General features: G+C 42.3%; 19 protein-coding genes. 7 read left to right on the top strand and 12 right to left on the bottom strand.

Annotation, left to right across the window (positions count from 1 at the left end; translation table 11 throughout):
* Nucleotides 1-52 precede the first annotated feature (52 nt).
* The gene (locus JIG41_RS22410; protein ID WP_036972428.1) at nucleotides 53-517 is read left to right on the top strand and encodes a thioredoxin family protein; all 465 of its coding nucleotides are present in this window, start codon (nucleotides 53-55) and stop codon (nucleotides 515-517) included.
* Here the strand turns inward: JIG41_RS22410 and JIG41_RS22405 are convergent.
* Nucleotides 492-3,002 (bottom strand): bifunctional diguanylate cyclase/phosphodiesterase, encoded by a 2,511-nt coding sequence (locus JIG41_RS22405; protein WP_199525496.1) that lies wholly within the window; start codon nucleotides 3,000-3,002, stop codon nucleotides 492-494. The genes JIG41_RS22410 and JIG41_RS22405 overlap by 26 nt on opposite strands.
* A 174-nt stretch (nucleotides 3,003-3,176) precedes the next feature.
* Here JIG41_RS22405 and JIG41_RS22400 point away from each other — a divergent pair, with 174 nt between their 5' ends.
* Both JIG41_RS22400 and JIG41_RS22395 read left to right on the top strand, forming a co-directional pair.
* Nucleotides 3,177-3,764, top strand: coding sequence for a DUF4202 domain-containing protein (locus JIG41_RS22400; protein WP_036972426.1), 588 nt, complete (start codon nucleotides 3,177-3,179; stop codon nucleotides 3,762-3,764).
* Between the two features lie 21 nt (nucleotides 3,765-3,785).
* Entirely contained in the window at nucleotides 3,786-4,301 is a 516-nt protein-coding gene (locus JIG41_RS22395) for a zf-TFIIB domain-containing protein (RefSeq protein WP_199525495.1), read from the top strand.
* Nucleotides 4,302-4,515: 214 nt separating this feature from the next.
* On the opposite strand, the gene JIG41_RS22390 is transcribed toward JIG41_RS22395, so the two are convergent.
* Nucleotides 4,516-5,514, bottom strand: coding sequence for an NADP-dependent oxidoreductase (locus JIG41_RS22390; protein WP_199525494.1), 999 nt, complete (start codon nucleotides 5,512-5,514; stop codon nucleotides 4,516-4,518).
* 195 nt (nucleotides 5,515-5,709) lie between these two features.
* Between JIG41_RS22390 and JIG41_RS22385 the strand changes: the two genes are divergently transcribed.
* Nucleotides 5,710-6,135, top strand: coding sequence for a MarR family winged helix-turn-helix transcriptional regulator (locus JIG41_RS22385; RefSeq protein ID WP_036972421.1), 426 nt, complete (start codon nucleotides 5,710-5,712; stop codon nucleotides 6,133-6,135).
* Here JIG41_RS22385 and JIG41_RS22380 read toward each other — a convergent pair.
* The 10 genes from JIG41_RS22380 to ndk form a co-directional block, all read right to left on the bottom strand.
* A complete protein-coding gene (locus JIG41_RS22380) occupies nucleotides 6,132-6,512 on the bottom strand; it encodes a VOC family protein (RefSeq protein WP_036972420.1) in 381 nt (126 codons plus the stop codon). The genes JIG41_RS22385 and JIG41_RS22380 overlap by 4 nt on opposite strands.
* 117 nt (nucleotides 6,513-6,629) lie before the next feature.
* Entirely contained in the window at nucleotides 6,630-8,099 is a 1,470-nt protein-coding gene (der, locus tag JIG41_RS22375; protein WP_036972413.1) for a ribosome biogenesis GTPase Der, read from the bottom strand.
* A gap of 75 nt (nucleotides 8,100-8,174) precedes the next feature.
* Entirely contained in the window at nucleotides 8,175-9,353 is a 1,179-nt protein-coding gene (gene bamB / locus JIG41_RS22370; protein WP_199525493.1) for an outer membrane protein assembly factor BamB, read from the bottom strand.
* A 9-nt stretch (nucleotides 9,354-9,362) separates the two neighbouring features.
* On the bottom strand, nucleotides 9,363-9,983 hold the full coding sequence (locus JIG41_RS22365) for a tetratricopeptide repeat protein (RefSeq protein WP_036972411.1): 621 nt from the start codon (nucleotides 9,981-9,983) through the stop codon (nucleotides 9,363-9,365).
* Between the two features lie 24 nt (nucleotides 9,984-10,007).
* On the bottom strand, nucleotides 10,008-11,282 hold the full coding sequence (hisS, locus tag JIG41_RS22360) for a histidine--tRNA ligase (RefSeq protein ID WP_036972410.1): 1,275 nt from the start codon (nucleotides 11,280-11,282) through the stop codon (nucleotides 10,008-10,010).
* Between the two features lie 132 nt (nucleotides 11,283-11,414).
* A complete protein-coding gene (ispG, locus tag JIG41_RS22355; protein WP_036972409.1) occupies nucleotides 11,415-12,533 on the bottom strand; it encodes a flavodoxin-dependent (E)-4-hydroxy-3-methylbut-2-enyl-diphosphate synthase in 1,119 nt (372 codons plus the stop codon).
* A 5-nt stretch (nucleotides 12,534-12,538) separates the two neighbouring features.
* The gene (locus JIG41_RS22350) at nucleotides 12,539-13,396 is read right to left on the bottom strand and encodes a RodZ domain-containing protein (protein WP_075593185.1); all 858 of its coding nucleotides are present in this window, start codon (nucleotides 13,394-13,396) and stop codon (nucleotides 12,539-12,541) included.
* Complete coding sequence (gene pilW, locus JIG41_RS22345) at nucleotides 13,393-15,303, bottom strand: type IV pilus biogenesis/stability protein PilW (protein WP_199525492.1); 1,911 nt, start codon at nucleotides 15,301-15,303, stop codon at nucleotides 13,393-13,395. Before pilW ends, JIG41_RS22350 begins: the two co-directional genes overlap by 4 nt.
* A gap of 113 nt (nucleotides 15,304-15,416) precedes the next feature.
* The gene (locus JIG41_RS22340) at nucleotides 15,417-16,547 is read right to left on the bottom strand and encodes a bifunctional tRNA (adenosine(37)-C2)-methyltransferase TrmG/ribosomal RNA large subunit methyltransferase RlmN (RefSeq protein WP_036972406.1); all 1,131 of its coding nucleotides are present in this window, start codon (nucleotides 16,545-16,547) and stop codon (nucleotides 15,417-15,419) included.
* A gap of 172 nt (nucleotides 16,548-16,719) precedes the next feature.
* Complete coding sequence (gene ndk, locus JIG41_RS22335; RefSeq protein ID WP_036972405.1) at nucleotides 16,720-17,151, bottom strand: nucleoside-diphosphate kinase; 432 nt, start codon at nucleotides 17,149-17,151, stop codon at nucleotides 16,720-16,722.
* A 242-nt stretch (nucleotides 17,152-17,393) separates the two neighbouring features.
* On the opposite strand from ndk, the gene JIG41_RS22330 reads away from it, so the two are divergent.
* The 3 genes from JIG41_RS22330 (at nucleotide 17,394) to JIG41_RS22320 (ending at nucleotide 21,639) form a co-directional block, all read left to right on the top strand.
* Nucleotides 17,394-17,990 carry a hypothetical protein gene (locus JIG41_RS22330; RefSeq protein WP_036972404.1) on the top strand — a complete coding sequence of 199 codons (597 nt, stop codon included), beginning with the start codon at nucleotides 17,394-17,396 and terminating at the stop codon, nucleotides 17,988-17,990.
* A 404-nt stretch (nucleotides 17,991-18,394) separates the two neighbouring features.
* Nucleotides 18,395-19,006 (top strand): hypothetical protein, encoded by a 612-nt coding sequence (locus JIG41_RS22325; RefSeq protein WP_036972403.1) that lies wholly within the window; start codon nucleotides 18,395-18,397, stop codon nucleotides 19,004-19,006.
* Nucleotides 19,006-21,639 (top strand): hypothetical protein, encoded by a 2,634-nt coding sequence (locus JIG41_RS22320; RefSeq protein WP_075593188.1) that lies wholly within the window; start codon nucleotides 19,006-19,008, stop codon nucleotides 21,637-21,639. Before JIG41_RS22325 ends, JIG41_RS22320 begins: the two co-directional genes overlap by 1 nt.
* Nucleotides 21,640-21,699 lie beyond the last annotated feature (60 nt).

The following is a 21,699-nucleotide window of genomic DNA, read 5'->3' as shown; positions in this document are numbered from 1 at the left end:
AATAAGCGCAATTAGTTATTGTGGGACTTTAATAGCGTAGAGAATAATAATTATGAAATATGTATTGAGTGCCTTTGTGGTGCTTTTGTCAACGACGCTGTTTGCCGCTGAAGCGCCCTATGCTGGCGATATAACGGTTGCAGACTTACTTAAAAACTACGCTGAATTTAGCGAAGAATATGAAGACTATTCGCCAAGCGAAAATGACCTAAACACAATAAAAGCACTGCAAGGCAAGCAAGCTTTAGTTTTTTTAGGCACGTGGTGCCATGATTCAAAACGCGAAGTACCGCGCTTTTTAAAATTGCTTGATATGGCTAAAGTGCAACTTGGTTCATTGCGTTTAGTTGCGGTTGGCTACGACAAACTCGACCCTAACGGCCTCGCAAAGAAGCATGACTTACGTTACACCCCTACCATCATTATCAGTGATGATGGCACAGAACTTACCCGAATGATTGAAAAGCCTCAGCAAAGTATTGCCCGCGATCTTACGGGGCAGGATCAAATTCAATAAACTTTTCGATTGGTAATGGCATTGAAATTAAATACCCTTGAATGTAATCAATGCCTTTATCACTGACCAGTTGCCATTGTTCTGAGCTTTCGACCCCCTCGGCAGTGATGGTTAAGTTTAAATGATGCGCCAAGTCACTCATGGTTTGTAAAAAAAGACCGTCACGCGGGTTTTCAACGCAATTACAAATAAACGCGCGGTCTATTTTCACGTTATCAAGGGGGAATTGCTGTATGGACGCAAGCGATGAATAACCCGTTCCAAAGTCATCAAGCGATAAATCAAAGCCCGCTGTTTTTAGTTTGTGCATTAAGCTAATGGCATATTGTGTGTTTTGAAAAAGAGCAGACTCAGTGATCTCAAGGTTTATTTCTTGATCTGCCGGGAACAAGGTCATTTTTTCTTGGCTTAAACGTTTTACGAGATGCGCATCTGAAAACTGTTTACGAGACAGGTTTATCGACATTCTTATACGAATGTTATTTTCCACTAATCGGTGACAGTCTTCAGCGACTTTGGCAATGATCCACCGCGATAATAAGTTGATCAACGCAGACTGCTCTGCAATGGCGATAAATTCGTTTGGTGACACATAGCCCCTAACAGGATGCTGCCACCTAACTAATGCCTCGCATGCAACCAACGCCCCTGTTTTGGTATTAAGAATGGGTTGGTAAACCATACTCAATTGCTTACCGGTAGAGAGGGCGTGACGCAAATCACTTTCTAAGTCGCTCTTTGCTATCAGCTTATCTTTTAGAGACTGGCTGTAAATAGTGAATGTTTTTTCTAAGCTATGGCACTCATTCATTGCAATAAGTGCCGTATTAATTTGCTCTCTTGCATCGAGACTTTGTAAATGAGGATAACCCACACCAATATAAAAATGATAAAAGTGGGCCGTGCCTGCGGTTTCAATTAAACCAGCAACTTGGTGTTGAAGTTTATCAACAAAGGTTGCAAGCTTTTCATCAAAAATAGCTTCTTTTAACAGCAGTAGAAAACACCCGGGTTTAATATGGGCGCAAAATGCGTGGTAGTGCTCTGCAAACTCTATTAAACGATTGGCAATGATTATTTGTAATTCGTTTATGAAATTATGACCATAGATATCTTCGAGTTGTCGAAAGCCTTTTATTTCAACGCATAACAAGGTAAGTCCTGAGTTATATTGATTTTGAGGACATAAGCTGGTGATGTATTTTTCAGTGTAATGGCGATTAGCCAGTCCGGTCATTGGATCAAAATTAGCCTGCCGATAGAGTTCATGTTGCTGGTGTTTTTCGTCACTGACGTCTTCGACAGTCCCCACTAAAGTGTTGGTTTTAAAGTTCCACTCTGCAAGTTCGTGAAACCAGCGCTTTTCGCCATTAATTTTTATGGTGTACTCAAGCTCTATAGGCGTATTTGGGCGTGAATTGATAAAATTTAAAAAGGCATTTTTATAAAAACTGTCGATGCTGTTACAGATAGCGTTGATCGTTTGTTCTGCCGAATCTGAGTTAAAAAGCACTTTGGCTTGGGCTGATAAATGACGCGTTCCCGTATCGGGTGATAAGTGCCAGCTCCCCACACCACTCAATGATTGTGCTTGTTTGAGTGCTAACGCTTGTTCTGAAAGTTCGACTGTTTGCTTTTGCACTAATTCTTCTAAATTATGCTCGTGCTCGCGAAGACGCGCCGTGATAAAAAACAAATAACAGCTGATAGATGACAACAGCAGTGAGAACAGCAGTAAAACAGCAATTTCGGTGTGACTACGCAATATAAATTGGTCTTTAATGCCGACTACCCATTGCTGATTTTTTATCATGATCGGCTGAGTTAGCCATTCACTTTCATCAAACGTCTGATTAGCGAGTAAAGGCCGGTAATTGGTGTCTTGTTTTTGCCAGACTTCAAAACGATGAGATGCAGAGGCAAGTTTAGGTTTAATATTGCTTATAAATTCAGGAAAGCGCAGCACAGCAATACTAAAGCCCCAAAGGGTGTCTTGTTTAAAAATAGGTAAGCGTGCGACTAACCCTTGCCCACCTTGTGAGAGCTCTTTAGGCCCATCAAGTTGCATTTGTTTGGTTTGTATCGTTTTTTGCAAAGAATCTTGAATGGTTTTGTTTTTGAATAAGTCTGCATTGATGACACTTTCATGGCTTAGTAATGGATAGCTGTAGGCAATAATTCCGTTTGGCGCCAACTGGATCGTTTGGCTGCCATCGCTGTGATTTAGGATTTGTTTGGCGAGTGTTTCGAACTGCTCTTGTGTGTACGAATAGTCACGCATTGCAGCGCGCACTAAATAAGGGCCTTGTAGGGCATTGAGAATGGCCTTTTCAACATCGCTACTGTAACTATTCAGAATCGTTTTTTGTTCCAGCTCATGCATTTCTTGCCTATCAAAATACACCTTGAATGCAATCGTTGAAAATAAGCCGAAACTAATGATAAAGGAAAGTAACGATTGAGAGATTTTATTTTTCTTCAGCAAGGGCATCCCTAAACTCTTAGGCAATTAAAGTATGAAATTACTTACTGAAAAATACTAGTTTAGGGTTGCTTTATTGTCTAGCAAAGCTCAATAATTACTCATCAATTTCAACAAAATAGCAAAATGTAACAGACCAGATTACAATAACTTGCAAATACTTAAGAAAGAACTCCTATGTACCAAGCTGTAATAAAAGCAATAGATAATGCAAATAATGCTGATCCAAATAGTGTGAAGTTCGAGGGGCAGTCATATGCAAAAGAATTCCTTTATGCGATGCGTATGACAGACATGCTAACGCGTTTTAAACCTGACGCTGATGAGTTAATGCACATTGCTGCACGAGGTCAGCATATTGAACGTTGGCGCTCACCTCGCAGTGATTTCCCTTTAGGTAAGCAGGGTTATTATCAGTGGCGAGGCGCGTTATACGATTTTCATGCTGAGCGAGTGACTGCGCTAATGAAAACTGCGGGCTATTCAATAGCTGATTGTGAGCGTGTGTATGCTGCGGTTGCTAAAAAGAACATTAAACATAACCCTGACAGCCAGCTGATAGAAGATATTGCAAGTTTGGTATTTATTGAGCATTACATGCTTGATTTTGCAATGAGTAAACCTGATTACGACGAGGCGAAATGGCTGGGGATCATTCGTAAAACATGGCAAAAAATGTCGAGTGAAGCACATGAGTTTGTTTTAGCTGGGCAAATCGCATTGCCAGAACCATTAAAACCGCTTATTTTAAAAGCGCTTAACTAATATTAAAAACAAGGATGTGTTATGGATTGTCCACGCACAAATACACCCCTTAATGAGGTGAGTATTGGCGATACTAAGGTGTATTTTTCATCAACGGGTGGCGTGTTTTTTGATAATCGGCAAATATTTCACTTCAGCGATCCCAATTTAAAAACAGCACAGCTGCTGGTCGCACACTTACAAACATTACCGACAGAATGCATTGATCTTACCAAGCGGATTAATTGGCCTAAGTGCCCTGATATCGTGATGATGCGGCGTTTTTTTACCCCGCTTAAAGTAGTTGAGTTAGATGAGTGCCCCAACTGTGCCGCGATTTGGCTTGATAATGGTGAACTTGAAAAAATTCATGAAAATCACCTAACCCCAAAAGAACGTGAACTATTACGTCTCGATATGGCAAACAACCATGGCTTTATTCAAGTTAAGATCCCAAAAAGGCGTTATTCTGTTGATGCTGAAAAACCAGGATCTAAGACAAGCTCATCATTAGAAAAACTGGCACAGCTGGCATACTTATCGCTTTTGAATGGCTGATAACCTATATAAAGCCCCTGAGGCTGAGCTAACTCGCAAAGCGATGTACCTCTCGAAACCTCGAGATTTAGCTATTTGTGATGTACTGTTTTCTTTTCAAGGGCGTTTAAATCGTAAACAGTTCTGGTTTCGACGATGGTATTTTTTAAATTTGTTCACTTTTAAAAAGCCTGTGTCAGCGAAGACACAGGCTGTTTATTACACGTTTAGCGTGTTATAGCTTAACCAGCATTTTGCCCTTATTCTTACCTTCGAATAAACCAAGAAAAGCATTTACGGCATTTTCTATGCCTTCGTATACTGTTTCTTCAGACTTAACTTTACCTTCACTGAGCCATGCGCCCATTTGCTCGATAAATTCAGGGAGTTGGTCAAAATAATCAATAACAATAAAGCCCTGTACGGTTAACTTTTTAGAGTTAATGAAGAATAAGTTATTTGGCCCAGGTTGCGCCGTGTCGTTGTTGTAACCTGAGATCATGCCACAAACAGGAATGCGGCCGTAATCGTTGATCACATTTAATGCTGCTTCAAGGTGGTCGCCACCGACATTTTCAAAGTAAACATCAATCCCTTGTGGAGCGGCTTGCTGAAGTGCTTGAGTAAGGTTTTCAACGGTTTTGTAGTTGATTACAGCATCAACCCCTAAGTCTTTAACCATGCGTGCTTTTTCATCTGAACCCACCGAGGCGATAACTTTACAGCCTTTTAGCTTAGCAATTTGGCACACAACACTGCCGACTGCGCCAGATGCAGCAGACACAAACACAGTGTCTGTTTCTTTTAGAGTGATAACTTTTGTAAGGCCTGCCCATGCAGTTAAACCTGTCATACCCATGGTGCTTAAAAATAATTGATCAGGCAGTGGAACATCAGGTAATAAGGTTAAGTCGCTGCCATCGCTAATGTGTGCAGTGCGCCAGCCACTAAGGTGAGTTACTTTACTGCCAACAGGAAATTGGTTGTTACGTGATTCAATTACTTCGCCAATGGCACCGCCATCCATAACGTCGTTTAATTTAAAGGGTTCGATGTAAGATTCACGATCTATCATACGTGGGCGCATGTAAGGGTCGACTGACATCCAGGTGTTTTTAATTAAGACTTCACCGTCTTGTAGTTCAGGCAATGTTATTTCTACTTGCTTGAAGTTATTGTGGGTCGGCATGCCTGTAGGGCGTGATACTAAATGAATCTGTTGACTTGTAGCCATAAAAACCTCGTATTTTTTAATCTAGCAATGCTAGTGAAATAACAAACTAAGATTCACGCAAAACATTTGCGCGCAAACTATTTGTGATCAATTTAATGATCTTTTAGGCAAATGGCAAGTGTTATTCGAAAATAATTTGCGCGCAAAGTAAATTAACGTAATAATAGCCGCAGTAATTATCTTTAAGGCACTGCAATGACTCAAAACTTATCAGACAATGTGTGTTTTACGCTTTACAGTGCGACTAATGCGCTAATAAGAGCGTTTCGCCCTTTACTCGAAGCGTATGACTTAACCTATCCGCAATACATCGTGATGCATTCTTTGTGGTACAGAAATCAAGTAAGCTTAAAAGAGCTTTCTTTTGATACGCATTTAGACTCAGGCACACTGACCCCTATTGTGAAACGGTTAGAAGCAAAAGGTTTGTTAACTCGCCAAGTCTCTAGTGAAGATGAACGCAAAAAAGTGATCTCGTTAACAGAGCAGGGCATACAGCTTAAAACAGACGCGGAAGAATTAACGGCTAAGTTAATGGCACGCTCTAATATGAGCTTAGATCGCCTTGAGGAACTTCGCGTGCTGACACTAGAGCTGCATACCGAGCTGACAAAAAGTTAAATCTCAATGAGGCACACCAATGTACCTTCAATGGCCCTTACATAGGCATAATGTTGGGCGTCTTTTTTGGTCGGTGGGCATAAAGGTTCAGCACCTGCAAGTACAGCTTTATCGTAGCTTTGTGCTAGGTTTTCACAACTAAATCTTAATTCAAATCCCAATGCGGGTTGCTTAGGGTGCGCGCGAATGTAGCCTTGCTTAAAATAAGATTGCGCGTGTGGGTGAGTGGCAAACGCTAATTTCACCGTGCCCGTTACGAGCTCGCCGTACTCTGCATCGTCACTTATATGATTGGTATTAAAACCAAATGCTTGATAATAAAAGTCGAGTACTTCTTCTACGTTATCGACGTAAATAACCTGACTTATAAACTCCATTCATTGTGCTCTTGTTTTTATTCGTCCTATAAATAAAGCACAGTTTTTGCTGTTTTGCAGGGATAAAAAAACCTTGTAGGCAAATGCGTACAAGGTTTTTTCATGACCGAATGAAGTTTATGACTTATTGCGGTTTTCTTTCGCAAATGCACGTATTTTACGTTTTTGCGATAAGGTCACTTTATTAGTGCGGCCTGCGTATGGGTTATCACCTTCTCTAAATTCAATTTTGATAGGTGTCCCCATGATATTCAATGCTTTACGATAGTAGTTCATTAGGTAGCGTTTATAGCTATCAGGTAAGTCATGAACTTGATTACCGTGAATAACGATACGTGGTGGGTTATAACCACCGGCATGCGCATATTTAAGCTTAACACGACGGCCACGAACGAGAGGTGGCTGATGATCCGCTTGAGCCATGTCCATGATACGACGTAGCATTGCAGTACTAATACGCTTAGTCGCAGACTCATATGCTTCATCAACTGATTCAAATAAGTGGCCCACACCGGTGCCGTGTAACGCAGAGATAAAGTGTAAACGTGCAAAGTCAATAAAGCCTAAACGACGGTCAAGCTCAGATTTGATTCGCTCTTTAACGTAATCGTCTAAGCCGTCCCATTTGTTTACGGCTACAACGAGCGAACGACCTGCATTTAAGGCAAACCCTAATAAGCTTAAGTCTTGATCTGAAATGCCTTCGCGAGCATCAACAACCAGTAATACAACGTTCGCATCTTCAATAGCTTGCAGCGTTTTGATAACAGAAAATTTCTCAACAACGTCGCTTACTTTTTTACGCTTACGAACACCAGCGGTATCAATAAGGATGTACTCTTTGTCATTACGCGTCATCGGAATGTAGATAGAGTCGCGCGTAGTACCTGGCATATCGTAAACGATAACGCGTTCTTCACCTAAAATACGGTTAGTCAGCGTAGACTTACCCACATTTGGGCGACCAATGATTGCGAGTTTTACAGGTTTATCTGCAAATGCTTGTTGGTTCTCTTCGCTGTCGTCGTCTTCACTGTAAAGATCAATTAATTCGTCATCACTTTCTTCAACGTCATCGTTTTGTGCAGCCATTTCAGCGATAACTGGTTGAAGTGTTGTTTCAAGTAACTGCGTAATACCACGACCGTGAGCCGCGGCAATGTGGTGAATATCACCTAAGCTTAATTGAAAAAACTCTGCACAGTATGAGTCAGCATCAATACCATCTACTTTGTTTGCGACAACAAAGCATTTCTTCTGCTGTTTACGTAGGTGATTAGCAATTGCTTGGTCTGCGGCTGTCATGCCTGCGCGCGCATCAACTAAAAATAATACGATATCGGCTTCTTCAATCGCGAGTAACGATTGCTCAGCCATTTCAGTTTCGATACCTTGCTCAGAGCCGTCAATACCGCCCGTGTCTACCACGATAAATTCATAGCCATCATAGTCAGCTTGGCCATATTTTCTATCTCGTGTTAAGCCTGGAAAATCGGCAACGAGGGCGTCACGAGTACGTGTTAAACGGTTAAATAATGTGGATTTGCCCACATTGGGTCGCCCAACAAGAGCGATCACGGGAAGCATAAACTACCTCTTTAAAAAACAACAAAAGGCTTCGCCAAGCGAAGCCTTAGAAAAATAACGTTTACTATTAGTAAGTTAGTCTGGAATTTTAACCGCGCTAACTTCACCATCTCGGGTGTATAAAATTAACTTGTCACCGGCAACAACAGGCTCAATAAAGAAACCTGAGCTGTCAAAGTCTTCACGCGATACAAGCTCGCCCGACTCTTTATCTAACCAGTGTAGGTTACCTTCTTGGTCACCCAATGCTAAATATTTTCCAGCAACTGTTGGGCCTGTTAAGTACCAGCCACGTAGAGCAGGTTGGCTCCAACGTTCAATACCAGACACTTTATCTAAGCCGTATACCACACCGTTGCTGTCAACAATATAGATATATTGGCTGTCCATCGATAAATCACGGTAGCTGCTGTACTCACGTTTCCATACAACATTACCAGAGCGAATATCCACGGCTGCTAAGTTACCATTATAGGCGATAGCATAAGCATATGGGCCGCTAATTAAAGCTTGTGTATCGACATCAACTAAACGCTCAAACTCAGAAGCCCCTTTTGGTGACGCAATTTCAGCGCTCCAAGCAGAATAACCGTTTTCTGAAATTAATACGTTGAGCTTGCCTGTTTCAAGGCCTATTAATACCCCACCATTCGCAACCGTTGGTGAGCTTTGGCCACGCAGTGTTAGTGGCGGTACTTCTTGCTCATAACGCCAGCGTTCTTCACCTGTGTCTGGGTGAATGGCCAGTAATTTAGCAGAACCCAAATTAACGAATATTAGGCCATCGCCCGCAGCTGGTTTTGAAAGTACTTCGCCCGGCACTGTTTTGCGCCAAATAATTTCACCCGTTTCGCGGTCAAGAGCAGTTAAATAGCCGTGCTCAGAGCCAACGAATATTTTACCATAAGCTTGTAAAATACCGCCTGATAATTTAGCGCTCTCAGATGTTTCCCAAGGCCAAAAAGCGGGGTTTTCACGTACATCGGTATGCCAAAGAGTATCGCCATTTTCAAGCGATAAGGCTTCTACTTCACCTTCACGGTTGGCAACATACACAACGTCGTTATATACCGCTGGAGTGAGGCGAGAAAAATAGTGCTGAACACCATCACCAATCGACTCTTGCCAAACAACCTTTGTTTCAAACTGATTAACAATTTCTGGTAATACTAATTCATCTTCGTCATCACTTGATGAACACCCTGTTAGGGTCGCAATACACAGAGCAAGTGTTGCCGCTGTTAACTTCTTCATCTTAACCCCTTATGCCGCTGGGCTAGTTTGTGCTAAGTCATCAAGTTTAATTTGTAATAACGGGTTATTTTCAAGGCCACCTTTATCAGCCGCAGCTTGATATTGGCTGCGCGCTTGGTCTTTGTCACCTTGTGCAGCAAACACATCGCCTTTTAATTCCGCAACCGTTGCAGCAAATGATTCTGGTAACGTTGAGTTTAATGTTGCTAATGCTTGCTCATACTGCTTTTGTGCAAGATGAACACGAGCAAGACGCGTTGCAGCTGTGGCTTTTAACTCGGTGTTTTTCTCGTGCGTGATAATCCAATTAAGTTTTTCACTTGCCGCATCAAGATCATTTTTTTCTACGGCTTCTTTAGCTGCAACGAAAGCAACTAAGGTACTGTAGCTTGATTCATTATTATCTTTGATAAACGTTTCTGCTTTGTCTAGCACGGCACCGCTATCAACAAGTTGAGTGAATGAGTCTGATGCATTTTCAGCACTGGTGATTTGGTGTTGATTATATGCTTTCCAGCCATACAAACCACCTAGGCCTGCGATAATACCCACTGCCAGTGCGACACCGTTTTCACGAAAAAAGCGTTTAATCGCTTCTGCTTGTTGTTCTTCTGTTGAATAAATTTCCATGCTTACCTCTGTTGCTAACTGAACTTAAATAAGTTCAGCTAGTAGCGTTTTCGCTTCTTCTAGTTTTAAGGTGACTTGTTCTTTACGCTCACGTAAATATTTTACAGTCACAACGCCTTGTTCTAATTCATCTTCGCCGATAATGAGCGCAACTAATGCATCGCTTTTATCAGCGCGTTTTAATTGCTTTTTAAAATTGCCGCCGCCAGCGTGAACCATCACTCGAAGACCCGCCACATCTTTGCGAAGTTGAGCTGCGATGATAGGCGCTTGAATACTGGCTTTGTCGCCCATGGCTGCCAAATATACATCAGCACTGCGACGAATGTCACCTACACATTCTAATGCTTGTAGTAGCAGAACTAAACGTTCAAGACCCATTGCAAAACCAACGGCTGGGGTTGCTTTACCACCTAGTTGCTCAACTAGGCCGTCGTAGCGACCACCGGCACATACGGTTCCTTGTGCGCCCAGACTATCTGTCACCCACTCAAAAACTGTGCGGTTGTAATAGTCAAGGCCACGTACAAGCTTTTCGTTTACCGTGTATTCGACGCCAGCTGCGTCTAAACGTTCACATAAATTTTCAAAATGTTCTTTTGATTCAGCATCTAAATGCTCAGACAGTTTTGGTGCATCAGTTAAGATTGCTTGTACATCTGGATTTTTACTGTCTAAGACACGTAATGGGTTAGAATACATGCGACGTTTTGAGTCTTCATCTAGCACATCAACATGTTGCTCTAAGTAGGCAACAAGGGCATCGCGATAGTCAGCACGTGCTTCATTAGAGCCTAATGAGTTAAGCTCTAGACGAACGTGTTCGCTAATACCAAATTCTTTCCATAATTGGGCTGTAAGCAAAATAACTTCTGCATCAATATCGGCAGTGGCAATGCCGAATGTTTCTAAACCAAATTGGTGGAATTGGCGATAACGGCCTTTTTGTGGACGTTCATGGCGGAACATCGGTCCCATGTACCATAAACGTTGCTCTTGATTGTACAGTAAGCCATTTTGGTTACCTGCACGTACACACACCGCGGTTCCTTCAGGGCGAAGTGTTAGGTTATCGCCATTACGGTCAGCAAATGTGTACATTTCTTTTTCAACGATATCAGTAACTTCACCAATAGAGCGTTTAAATAGATCGGTTGACTCAACAATTGGAAAACGAATTTCTTGATAACCAAACGATGAAACGGTATCACGTAAGATATTTTCTACTTTCTGCCAAATCTGCGTGTCGCCTGGCAGACAATCGTTCATACCACGAACTGCCTGAATTTGTTTTGCCACTGATAAATCCTAAATACTGTACTTGCGTAAATAATCATTACGCATCAAGAAAACTAAAAATTGACCCGCTATTATAACGTCTGAGCGGTAAAGGTAAACGGCAAACCGCTGGGTTTGCCGACTATATTCGTATTATTCAACTATTTTGATGTCGATTGGCGTTTCTTTCTCTTTTTTAGCGATAAAGTCGCGCACATAGCCTTCGAGCTGGTCAACAATGTTGTCGTTATCGATACGTGCTTTTTGACGCTCGCCATTAATGTAAAGGCCTGAACGACGGTTTGCACCCGCAAGGCCAATATCACTCACGAGGGCTTCACCGGGACCATTAACCACACACCCAATGACAGACACTGACATGGGTTCAACAACGTCTTCAAGGCGTTCTTCGAGTTGGTTCATCGTGCTAACAACATCAAACTCTTGACGCGAACAGCTTGGACACGCAATAAAGTTGATACCACGCGAGCGAATACGCAACGATTTTAATATATCGAAGCCAACTTTGATCTCTTGCACTGGATCAGCCGCAAGTGACACACGTAATGTGTCGCCAATACCTTCGGCAAGCAGCATACCTAAACCCACTGCAGACTTGACTGAGCCAGAGCGCATACCGCCAGCTTCCGTAATACCTAAATGCAGTGGCTGATCAATTTCTTTAGCAAGGAGTCGGTACGCACCGACTGCTAAGAATACGTCTGATGCTTTAACCGAGACTTTAAATTGATCAAAGTCTAAACGTTGCAAAATCTCAACATGGCGCATTGCTGATTCTAGTAATGCTTCGGGCGTTGGCTCGCCGTATTTCTCTTGTAAATCGCGCTCTAATGAGCCGCCATTTACACCAATACGAATGGGAATATTGTGCTCGCGTGCAGAGTCTACCACTGCACGAATACGTTCTTCACTGCCAATATTACCTGGGTTGATACGTAAACAATCTGCGCCATACTGCGCTACTTTTAGTGCAATGCGGTAGTCAAAGTGAATATCAGTCACCAGTGGAATAGTGACCTGTTCTTTTATGCTTTTAAATGCTTCAGCCGCTTCCATGGTAGGCACTGAAACACGAACGATATCGGCTCCAGCGTCTTGAATGGCTTGAATTTGTGCAACCGTCGCATCGACATCTAATGTGTTGGTGTTAGTCATCGACTGAACAGCAATCGGTGCACCATCACCAATGGGGACATTGCCTACGTTAATGCGTGTCGATTTTCTGCGTTTAATAGGAGATTCTGAAAACATTGCGGTTACTCTGATAACGGTAAAGTAAATTTAGCTAATCGGTTTTTGGCAAAATGTGAGGTGTCGACAGGTTGACCTTCAAACGTAATATCAACCATTTGGTGTTTGCCTAGCACGACATTAAATGGCTGTGGACCTGTGACAGTCATGACGTAGCCGGCTTTTTTTACGCCAAATGCTACGCGGTCACCGTTGCCATCGTGAATTTCAACCCAGCTGTCTTCATTAAAGTGCATGACAATGGTGCTTTGTTCAGGATCGCTTGAGCTTGCTTGCTCTGGTGTCACAGGTGGTGTTGTCGCAGAAGCTGGTTCAGACTCTGCAACAGCTAAATCAGTACTGATTGGTGCTGCACTTTCAGTGTGTTCTTGGCCAACGGGAGGCTCTTGAACAGGGGACGAAAGTTCACTTGTTTCAAGTTGATTTGGCTGAATTGTCTTAATGGGCTCTTCAATCGCTGGTGCGCTATTTTGCCACCACCAAAAAACAGACGAGCCAATGATTACAGCTAAAATAAAGTAGCTGAACAACATTAAGCGGCTGTCATGTGCTTCTTTTTCAGTACGACGAGAGAAACTTTGCATTTTTGACTTTTTCGCAGGTTCTATCTGCTCAGGCAGTAATGCAAGCATGGCTTGACTGTCAATTTTAAGCTCTCGGCAATAACTTTTAATATAGCCTTTAACAAACGTGGCAGGGCCAAGTAACTCGTGTTCGTCGTTTTCTAGTCTCTGTAATTGTAAAACAGATAATTTTAATGCTCCGGCAAGTTGCTCAAGGCTCACTCCCGCATTTTCGCGGTGCTTTTTTAGCGCTTGGCCGAGCGTTTCTTGCGGTTGTTCTAACGTGTTTTCTTCATTCATAATGCGTATGAGTCTGGGTCTACCAATAAGAGTCTATGCCCAGGTTTTAGGGCTACATCTGGGCTCAATTTGTTCCAGCGCATTAATTGATCGATCAATACGCTATGCTGGGTGGCTATGCCATAAAGAGTATCGCCAGCGTTAATGTCATGGTAAATGTGCGGATCATTTAAATAGATTTTTGTGCCGTTTTGCACACGATCCGATTCTTTTAAGCCATTCCATTGCAAAATCTTCTGTAGTTTAACATTGTATCGCACCGAAATGCTAAATAGGTTTTCACCATTTTGAATAACATGGTAAGGAATATTTAATGCGGCGACACTGGGGTTCAGCATGGGCAGTTGTAATTGCTCTGTGCTGACGCTGTAGCGCGTGTTACTTGTTTGCGCAGAACGAGAAGAACGGGTGTTAAATACATCGGCATCTTTTTCTGCTTCGTAAAAAACTACGGTGCCAGTGTCTTTTTTCACCGCGTTTGTAGATGGCTCAATTTGCTGTTTTATTTCAGGTGTTTGTGGAGCACCAAATGAAACAATTTTTACGTCATCACTGTTTGTTTGTGTGGGCTCAACTGCTGGCGTTCTGGTTTGTGATGAACCAAGTGCATTCACAACTGCTGAGGTATCGTTAGCCACCGCGGTTTTTACTACTGGGCGTGATGACACGGTGGTAAAACCGCCTATTTTAGGCTGCGTTTTTTGTACGGTTGCCACTGGCTGTTGTTTAGGTGCCGTGACAGCGGCCTCTTCTTCGACTGCGGCCTTTTCTTCCACTGCGGCAACGTGCTCAATATCAGCTTGCGCAACTTCAACAGATTTTACTTCTGGTAATGAGTCTGCGGGCGTTGGCATGGTTGCCATAGGTTGTGTGTCTGTTGGTTCTGCAGCGACAGACACCGCTGCTGATTCTTCAGTTGCGGCAGGTTTAATTGTCGCGACAGGCTCTATTGTTGTGTTTGCAGCTACTGTTGTGCTCGCCGAACTTGCTTGTTGTGGCTTAGGCGGTGCTTTTTTCTTTACGATACGGATTTTTGGCTGATCTTTACTTACCGACGAGTAATCGCTTGAAATGAGCAGTTCTTCTAACTGAGAAAGGCGGTATTTTTCTCGTAAAATCTCAAATTCAGTGCTCTTTAACTGCTGAGAGGAGATGGCTTTAGCTTCACTTGAGCCGGGGTAAGTTTGTAAAATAATGGCCGCCGTGGTTTCTGCTTTTTCAATGTGGCCCATGCGTTGTTGAATAAGGTAACTTAGCATTAAAGCGCGAGGAGTGACACGGCCTGTAGATTCAAATTGCTCCACGACTTCCTGTGCTTTATGTAAGTCGCTTTTAGCATAATATAAACCTGCAAGGTTTATTAATGATGATGGGCGTTGTGAGCTGTGGCTTAATGCTGATTTAAAATATTTTTCAGCATTTTCAAAATCATTAAACTCAACGGCGCATAACGCTAAGTTTTCGTAACTTTCGGCTACACGAATATAGCTTGGAATCGCAATGGCTTTAAGGAGTTCTTCTGCGGCGCGGTCATATTCACCGATACCACATAAAAAGACCCCATAGTTATTTAAGGTATTAGGATCGTCGGGATCAAGTTTTAATGCTTGTTGATAGGCCCTGTCGGCCAACTCATTTTCATCAACTTGCTGATAATAATATGCCAGAGAATAGTGTACTTCAGGTAGTTGTGGTGCGAAGTCAGCTGCACGCTCCAAATTATACTTTGCTTGCGAGTTATTGCCTGTTTTTAAGTACTGTAAAGCAAGGGCTATACGAGTACGCGCGGCACCAGTATTATTGATTTTATTTTCAACAACAGGTTTGTTACTTCCGTTGTAGCTGTTTTCTGTGACACACCCAGCTAATGCTAAAGCACTAACAGTTATGGCAAGTAAAGATCGCATTACCTAATCTCTTGTTTGATTCCGTATGCCTATCTTACCGAAAAGCCTTTGTCTTGCATCTATTATTTTAAAAATAAGCTGCTTAACACAAAGGCTTGTCTTGGATTTAACGATTATGCTTGATGAATATTAACAGCAATTGCGTTGTCATCGCGCATTTTCTTTTTCGCTAAACGCTTTGTTCTGTCAACCACATCGCCCACTAATTGACCGCAGGCTGCATCAATATCGTCACCACGAGTACGTCGAACAATACAGGTAATGCCTGCCGCTTGTAGTACTTTAGAAAAACGGTCAATACGGCTATTACTTGAGCGACCATATTCGTTGCCAGGGAATGGGTTAAACGGAATAAGGTTTACTTTAGACGGTGTCCCTTTTAATGTTTTAACCAGTTCATGGGCTTGGTCGGTGCTGTCGTTAATGCCTTGCAACATGACGTACTCAATAGTGACATCTTTATTTGCTTTTGAGCCATCGATGTAACGACGACACGCCGCTAAAAACTCTTCAATTGGGTACTTTTTATTGATAGGCACTAGCACGTCACGCAGCTCGTTGTTTGGCGCGTGAAGAGAGATGGCCAACGCAACGTCGATTTTTTCTTTTAGTAAATCAAGAGCAGGAACAACACCAGATGTGCTCAGTGTAACGCGACGCTTTGATAGACCAAAACCCCAGTCATCCATCATCAGTTCCATTGCTGGCACAACATTCTTAAGGTTTAAAAGTGGCTCACCCATACCCATCATTACAACATTAGTAACAGGGCGTTTGGTGCTATCGCCATCAAGGCCAATATCTTTAGCAACACGCCATACTTGGCCAATAATTTCAGATACCGTTAGGTTACGGTTAAAGCCTTGCTGCGCTGTTGAGCAGAAAGTACATTCTAGCGCACAGCCTACTTGTGACGATACACATAAGGTTGCACGGTCTTTTTCAGGGATCCACACAGCTTCAACTTCTTGGCCACCTTGTAGCAATAAGGCATATTTAATTGTGCCATCACTTGCTACTTGTTTTACTGAGATCTCGGGTGCAACAATTTCACATTCAGCTTTAAGCTTTTCTTTTAACTTTTTATTGACGTTGCTCATGTCGTCAAAATTATCTACACCAAAATGATAAATCCATTTCATCACCTGATCGCCACGGAACGGCTTTTCGCCGAAGGATACAAAAAGCTCACGCATTGCATCTCGGTTTAAATCTAATAAATTAATCTTTTTTTCTGTGGTCATGAAACAACCTCAATCAGTGACGGTGGTATAAGTATTTAGGGTGCGCGATTGTATATTATTTAATCGACTTAGTCATTAGCTAAACAGACGAATAATAAGCTTAGCTAATGACTAAAAAAGGGCTCGAAAGCCCTTTTTCTTCTGCATCACAGACTTAGCTGTGAACTCGATATTAACGAGTACGTGGGCAGATTTCTTCGTCAGCGAAGAAGTATGCGATTTCACGTGCAGCTGATTCAACAGCGTCTGAACCGTGAACAGCATTTTCGTCGATGCTGTCAGCGTAGTCAGCACGTAATGTACCTGCTAGCGCTTCAGCTGGGTTAGTAGCACCCATGATTTCACGGTTTTTAAGTACAGCGTTCTCACCTTCAAGAACAGTAACCATTACTGGACCAGATGTCATGAACTCAACTAAAGCACCGAAGAAAGGACGCTCGCTGTGCTCAGCGTAGAAGCCTTCAGCTTTTTCTTTTGAAAGGTGAACCATTTTAGCTGCAACGATCTTAAGACCTGCAGTTTCGAAACGGTTGTAGATAGCGCCGATGTGGTTTTTAGCAACTGCATCAGGTTTTACGATTGAAAAAGTACGCTCTAAAGCCATCTTTGTGCTCCAATAATTTTATATATAAAAGGTTAAATATTAACGGGCGCGAATTATACGCGCTTTACGCTAAAATTCCTAATTTTATTAAATAGAGCATAGATGGCATTTTTATGATCCTTTTGGCGATTGCCCTAAAAGGCTGCCTTTAATTCAATTATGACTGCAAAGTTGTTACTGCAGAGGGATTTTGAGTTATCATTTTCAGCAAGGAAAATAGAGTACTAAAATAAGGAAAAACAATGAAAAAACTTCTTTTAATAGGTTTACTTGCTAGTGTTTTAGCTGGCTGTAATTCAGATTCAAATGATGAATTAACATGTCCGCCTTCACCTGTAGCCATCGATATTGCTAACTACGCTGTGGTAGCTGAACAGGATAGCGCAAATACACTTACACCCATTGCCTTTGACACCTATAAAATCAAGCTAAGCGGAATGGGTGACGGTGTTTATCAAGACGGTAACGAACCAGATCCTAATAAAGAATACGCTGATTGCCCAGTGGCGGCTGTGGTGCTTGGCAGTATTAATAGCATTACTGCAATTAATGTTTATTCAAGCGCCGATTATAGCAGCGAACTAACGGCTGGTATGAGCTTGAATAGTATCTTCAATGTCACAGAGATGTATGTGAATGACTTTGACTACTTTAATGAGGGAGGCTATGCCAGTGTCGCTGATTTTGCTGACATATTACCTACTACAGCACCTGTGTTTATTGAACTAAAACCAAATCAAGCGCCTGAACTGCAAAGCAGTCATATTTTTTATATAGATATTTATTTTGCAAATGGTAAAACGTTCACACTCGAAACAGAAGAAGTTGCGCTTTTTTAGGCAATCATAAAAGGCACTAGAACTAGATAAGTGAAGTTACTTTGCATATCGCTACTTTACTTATCTAGGTGGAACATTCCTTTTTACAACCTTATTTTTGTTAACATTTCATTCACTTTTGCGCTGTTAACGTATACCAATGTGTTATGCTGCTATAAATTTAACTTTCTGAATATATAGGTTTTAAATTCACTTTTCTTCTTTTTACCCTACCTTAAAATAAAAAATAAGCACCTTTTAAATTGCAATCGAAATGTTAAATTTAAGTGTACAAAAGGCTACATTTTTTTGCGTGAACTCTTGTCTTTATTCAACCATAAATAATTAGTGATTAGGTTTTTTGTAGTTATAAATCCTGATTTAAAACAATAAATACACGAATTAAAGAATGATAGGAGATATGAATGAAACTACGCAGGTCATTAACCAAGCTGTCATGTGCATCTATTTTTGCACTAGGCACTGCGATGGCATTGTCGCCAGCTGCCAATGCAATGAAATTAAAGCAACAAAACTTACAAGAACTAACGCAAGCATCTCAAAGTATTATTACTGGCGAGGTTATTAAAGTAACCGATGGGTTTGACAACAAGCGTCCTTACACTGAAGTCACTATTCAAGTTGGGTCTGATGCAAAAGGCAAATTAAAAGAAAACTCGACCTACACTTTTCGTCAATTTGGTTTAATTAAGCCTCGCTCAATGGGCAATGGCAAAGTGTATTTAGGGGTTACTCCAGATGGTTTCGCAAAGTGGCATGAAGGTGAAAACGTCATTGCTTTTATGTACAAACCAGCTTCTATTACCGGTTTTCAAACAACTGCGGGCATGGCACAAGGTAAGTTTGTTGTACGCGATGGCAAAGTCGTAAACGAATTTGCAAATGCCGGTCTATTTGAAGACATGGATACATCTAATTTTTCAAATGAAGAACGCAATATGCTCACCAGTCCGGGAGCAGTTAAGGCCGATGTATTTATAAATTTGGTGGGTAAACTGACTGGAGTACAACAATAATGAAATTTTCAAAAATTACAGCAGCCCTTGCCTTAGCCACTCTTTCAGCCAGTTCACTCGCTGGCGGCCCTTTATATATTCATGATAAAACCATGGCACCGTATAAATGGGACACCTCCAAAGGCACTATTCCTGTATGGACGGATGGTGGTCAAGTTATTAAAGACAAAGACGGTAACGACGTTCAGGCTTTTACCATATTAGAGCAAGGCACGACATTCAATGTCGATATAACTTTACCAGATGGCACTGTGTTACCAAAATACGTTCCTTTAGACCGAGATTACACTTTTCTAACGATTGAGCAGGCGAATGCAGTCACAGCAGATGCTGTCGCACAGTGGTCAAATGTTGAAACCTCAACCTTAGACATGGCACTTGCAGGCACAATTGAAAGTCAAACTGGTATTAGCGACGTTAACGCTTCTAATGTTGACCAAATATATGGCGCCGAAAACGGCTACGGTTTTTGGGTTAACTATGATACTGACGGTGCGATCCTCGAAAATTACTTTGGAGTTCCTCGTTCATCTGTGCTCGGTATTGCTTTTCCTGAATGGGCAGATGAAGAAACGGGTGAAATTCTAGAAGCAACTGCGCTGATGAATGGATGGTATGTCGATATCAACGACACCGAGGGTAAGATGATACAAGGCGTATTTACTCATGAGTTTGGCCACGCGATGAATATGTCACACTCACAGGCAAATGGTCACTTTACCTATATAGCTAACCCAAACTACCTTATGTATGATGGTGTTGCTGGTTGTGCGGGTACGAATTCGTACACTGGGCGGAATAGTGCGCCTGTCGACAGTATCGAAACAATGTTTCCATTTATTAATGTACGTGGTATCGAGGGCGAAGCACAGGGTACGGTAAATGTACGCGATGATATCGTCAATATCTCTGATTTATATCCAACTGCGGATTACAAAACCAAATACGGAACCATTAAAGGAAAACTTTACACCAAAGAAGGTGTTGAGTATGCAGGCATGAATATGGTTGCCCGTAACCTCGATAATCCATTGCAAGACGTAATCACCCAACAAAGTGGGAATATGACCCAAGGGCGTATAGGCCCTGATGGCTCATTCACAATCAACGGCTTAACGCCTGGTGGCCGCTATGCGCTGTATATGGATCCAATTCGTGCTGGCGGCTACCCCACGACACCAACCGATATCATTTCTGAAAATGAATATTGGAATGAAGATGAAGGCACTTCACCAGCGCTTGACAATGCGTGTAACATGACCGAAATCATTGTCGCTGGAGGTGAAACTAAAGAAGTTGAAATGTACTTCAATGGCTATCAAGATGGTATTCAATACACCCCGCTTGTGGCAGCCTGGGTAAGCGATCATGCAAAAAATGGCAAGAAAGCATTAGGTACTACTCAGGGTGGTACACCATTTATTTATAACAGCACACAGAATACTTTTGAAACACTGGAGACGCCGCAAGGTTTTGCGCCTTTAAAAGCCACTTCTGCTGCGATGAGTAAAACAGCCACAAAGGCGGCAGTTATTGCTGATCTTGACGGTAACGGCATTGGTCAAGGTGCAGTATGGGATATCAGTTCAGGCCACCTCTCTGTGCTTGAAGACCCAAGCAATAACACCTGTGCGCTGGCAAGTCAGTCAGGTGTGAGTTCGCACTCTATTTGGGATATGGATGATGCTGGTAAAACCGTTGTTGGTAATTCTCGCCGCCCCAATACTGGTGGCGTAGAGTGTGCACCAGACAAGGCGTCAAGTTCATATGGCGTTCCAACAGTCTGGGATGTTAAAACAGGCAAAGCAACACCATTAACTGATGGCTTAGAGTTTATTCCTCGCTCTTGGGGAGATGGCTATGAAGTACGTATTAATGGTGAGCGAACCGAAGCATGGGTGCGTGCAGATAAAATCTCTGGTAACGGTAAAACAGTGACCGGCTCAGGCAACAACAATAACTCTCAGCTTGCGTGGGTGGATGGTAAGTTACGAGACCTCTACAAGGACTTCGGAGCACTCAACTCTTCTGTAATTTCTTATGATGGTGAGCGTATCGCCTTTGGTGCACAACGTGGATTTGGCCGTCGAGCGTTCGGTGAGGGGGTGAAAGTCTGGAATGCTAAAACAGATGAAGTGACTAATCTCGGTGGTCTACGTTGGTGCGAAGATGTTCCATACTATCAGTTCATCTACAACCTATGTGCGGCACCTTATAATATGAGCCATGAAGAAATTGCTGAAATTGCTGGTTTACCATTGAACATGGTACTTGATGCCAATGATGATTTATCTGTTATCACAGGCCGCCTGCTTATCAATGGCATGCCTGCTGGTTCGACCATCTATATGGAAGGTATTGGTTGGATGACAGGTCAGGAGTTCTTTGGTAAGCAAGGTGTCGTAGAAGCGAAAAACTTCATGACCAATGGCATTTTCGGTGTCAGTGCCAACGGCTCCGAAATGATGGCTGGTATTGTCGGACTTCCCACACCAGTGACCATTGAAGTCGATGCCAACAAAGCCTTTGTATGTAAAGATGGCATAAACCAAGAACTAAGTTTCCCGAAACAAGTTGTTGAAGCGGTGAAAGGCGGAGCAGAGTTTGGTCGCTGTGAACACATAGATGACTAGTATTTTGCTAGGTTAGTGGATGGCCCACTCAAAATGTGGGCCATTTTATTGTTACAACAA

Origin of the sequence: Pseudoalteromonas sp. bablab_jr011 (assembly GCF_016464045.1) — a bacterium.
Classification (GTDB): domain Bacteria; phylum Pseudomonadota; class Gammaproteobacteria; order Enterobacterales; family Alteromonadaceae; genus Pseudoalteromonas; species Pseudoalteromonas lipolytica.
Note: the sequence above shows the minus strand (reverse complement) of the source record. Positions and strands in the feature narration are given on the sequence as shown.

Bases quoted from the DNA above. Each gene is read 5' to 3' on its own strand.
- ispG (WP_036972409.1), bottom strand. From the start codon at position 12,533: ATGTTTTCAGAATCTCCTATTAAACGCAGAAAATCGACACGCATTAAC.
- JIG41_RS22340 (WP_036972406.1), bottom strand. From the start codon at position 16,547: ATGACCACAGAAAAAAAGATTAATTTATTAGATTTAAACCGAGATGCA.
- JIG41_RS22350 (WP_075593185.1), bottom strand. From the start codon at position 13,396: ATGAATGAAGAAAACACGTTAGAACAACCGCAAGAAACGCTCGGCCAA.
- JIG41_RS22325 (WP_036972403.1), top strand. From the start codon at position 18,395: ATGAAACTACGCAGGTCATTAACCAAGCTGTCATGTGCATCTATTTTT.
- pilW (WP_199525492.1), bottom strand. From the start codon at position 15,303: ATGCGATCTTTACTTGCCATAACTGTTAGTGCTTTAGCATTAGCTGGG.
- der (WP_036972413.1), bottom strand. From the start codon at position 8,099: ATGCTTCCCGTGATCGCTCTTGTTGGGCGACCCAATGTGGGCAAATCC.
- JIG41_RS22400 (WP_036972426.1), top strand. From the start codon at position 3,177: ATGTACCAAGCTGTAATAAAAGCAATAGATAATGCAAATAATGCTGAT.
- JIG41_RS22410 (WP_036972428.1), top strand. From the start codon at position 53: ATGAAATATGTATTGAGTGCCTTTGTGGTGCTTTTGTCAACGACGCTG.
- JIG41_RS22390 (WP_199525494.1), bottom strand. From the start codon at position 5,514: ATGGCTACAAGTCAACAGATTCATTTAGTATCACGCCCTACAGGCATG.
- JIG41_RS22330 (WP_036972404.1), top strand. From the start codon at position 17,394: ATGAAAAAACTTCTTTTAATAGGTTTACTTGCTAGTGTTTTAGCTGGC.
- JIG41_RS22365 (WP_036972411.1), bottom strand. From the start codon at position 9,983: ATGGAAATTTATTCAACAGAAGAACAACAAGCAGAAGCGATTAAACGC.
- JIG41_RS22380 (WP_036972420.1), bottom strand. From the start codon at position 6,512: ATGGAGTTTATAAGTCAGGTTATTTACGTCGATAACGTAGAAGAAGTA.
- JIG41_RS22395 (WP_199525495.1), top strand. From the start codon at position 3,786: ATGGATTGTCCACGCACAAATACACCCCTTAATGAGGTGAGTATTGGC.
- bamB (WP_199525493.1), bottom strand. From the start codon at position 9,353: ATGAAGAAGTTAACAGCGGCAACACTTGCTCTGTGTATTGCGACCCTA.
- ndk (WP_036972405.1), bottom strand. From the start codon at position 17,151: ATGGCTTTAGAGCGTACTTTTTCAATCGTAAAACCTGATGCAGTTGCT.
- JIG41_RS22320 (WP_075593188.1), top strand. From the start codon at position 19,006: ATGAAATTTTCAAAAATTACAGCAGCCCTTGCCTTAGCCACTCTTTCA.
- JIG41_RS22385 (WP_036972421.1), top strand. From the start codon at position 5,710: ATGACTCAAAACTTATCAGACAATGTGTGTTTTACGCTTTACAGTGCG.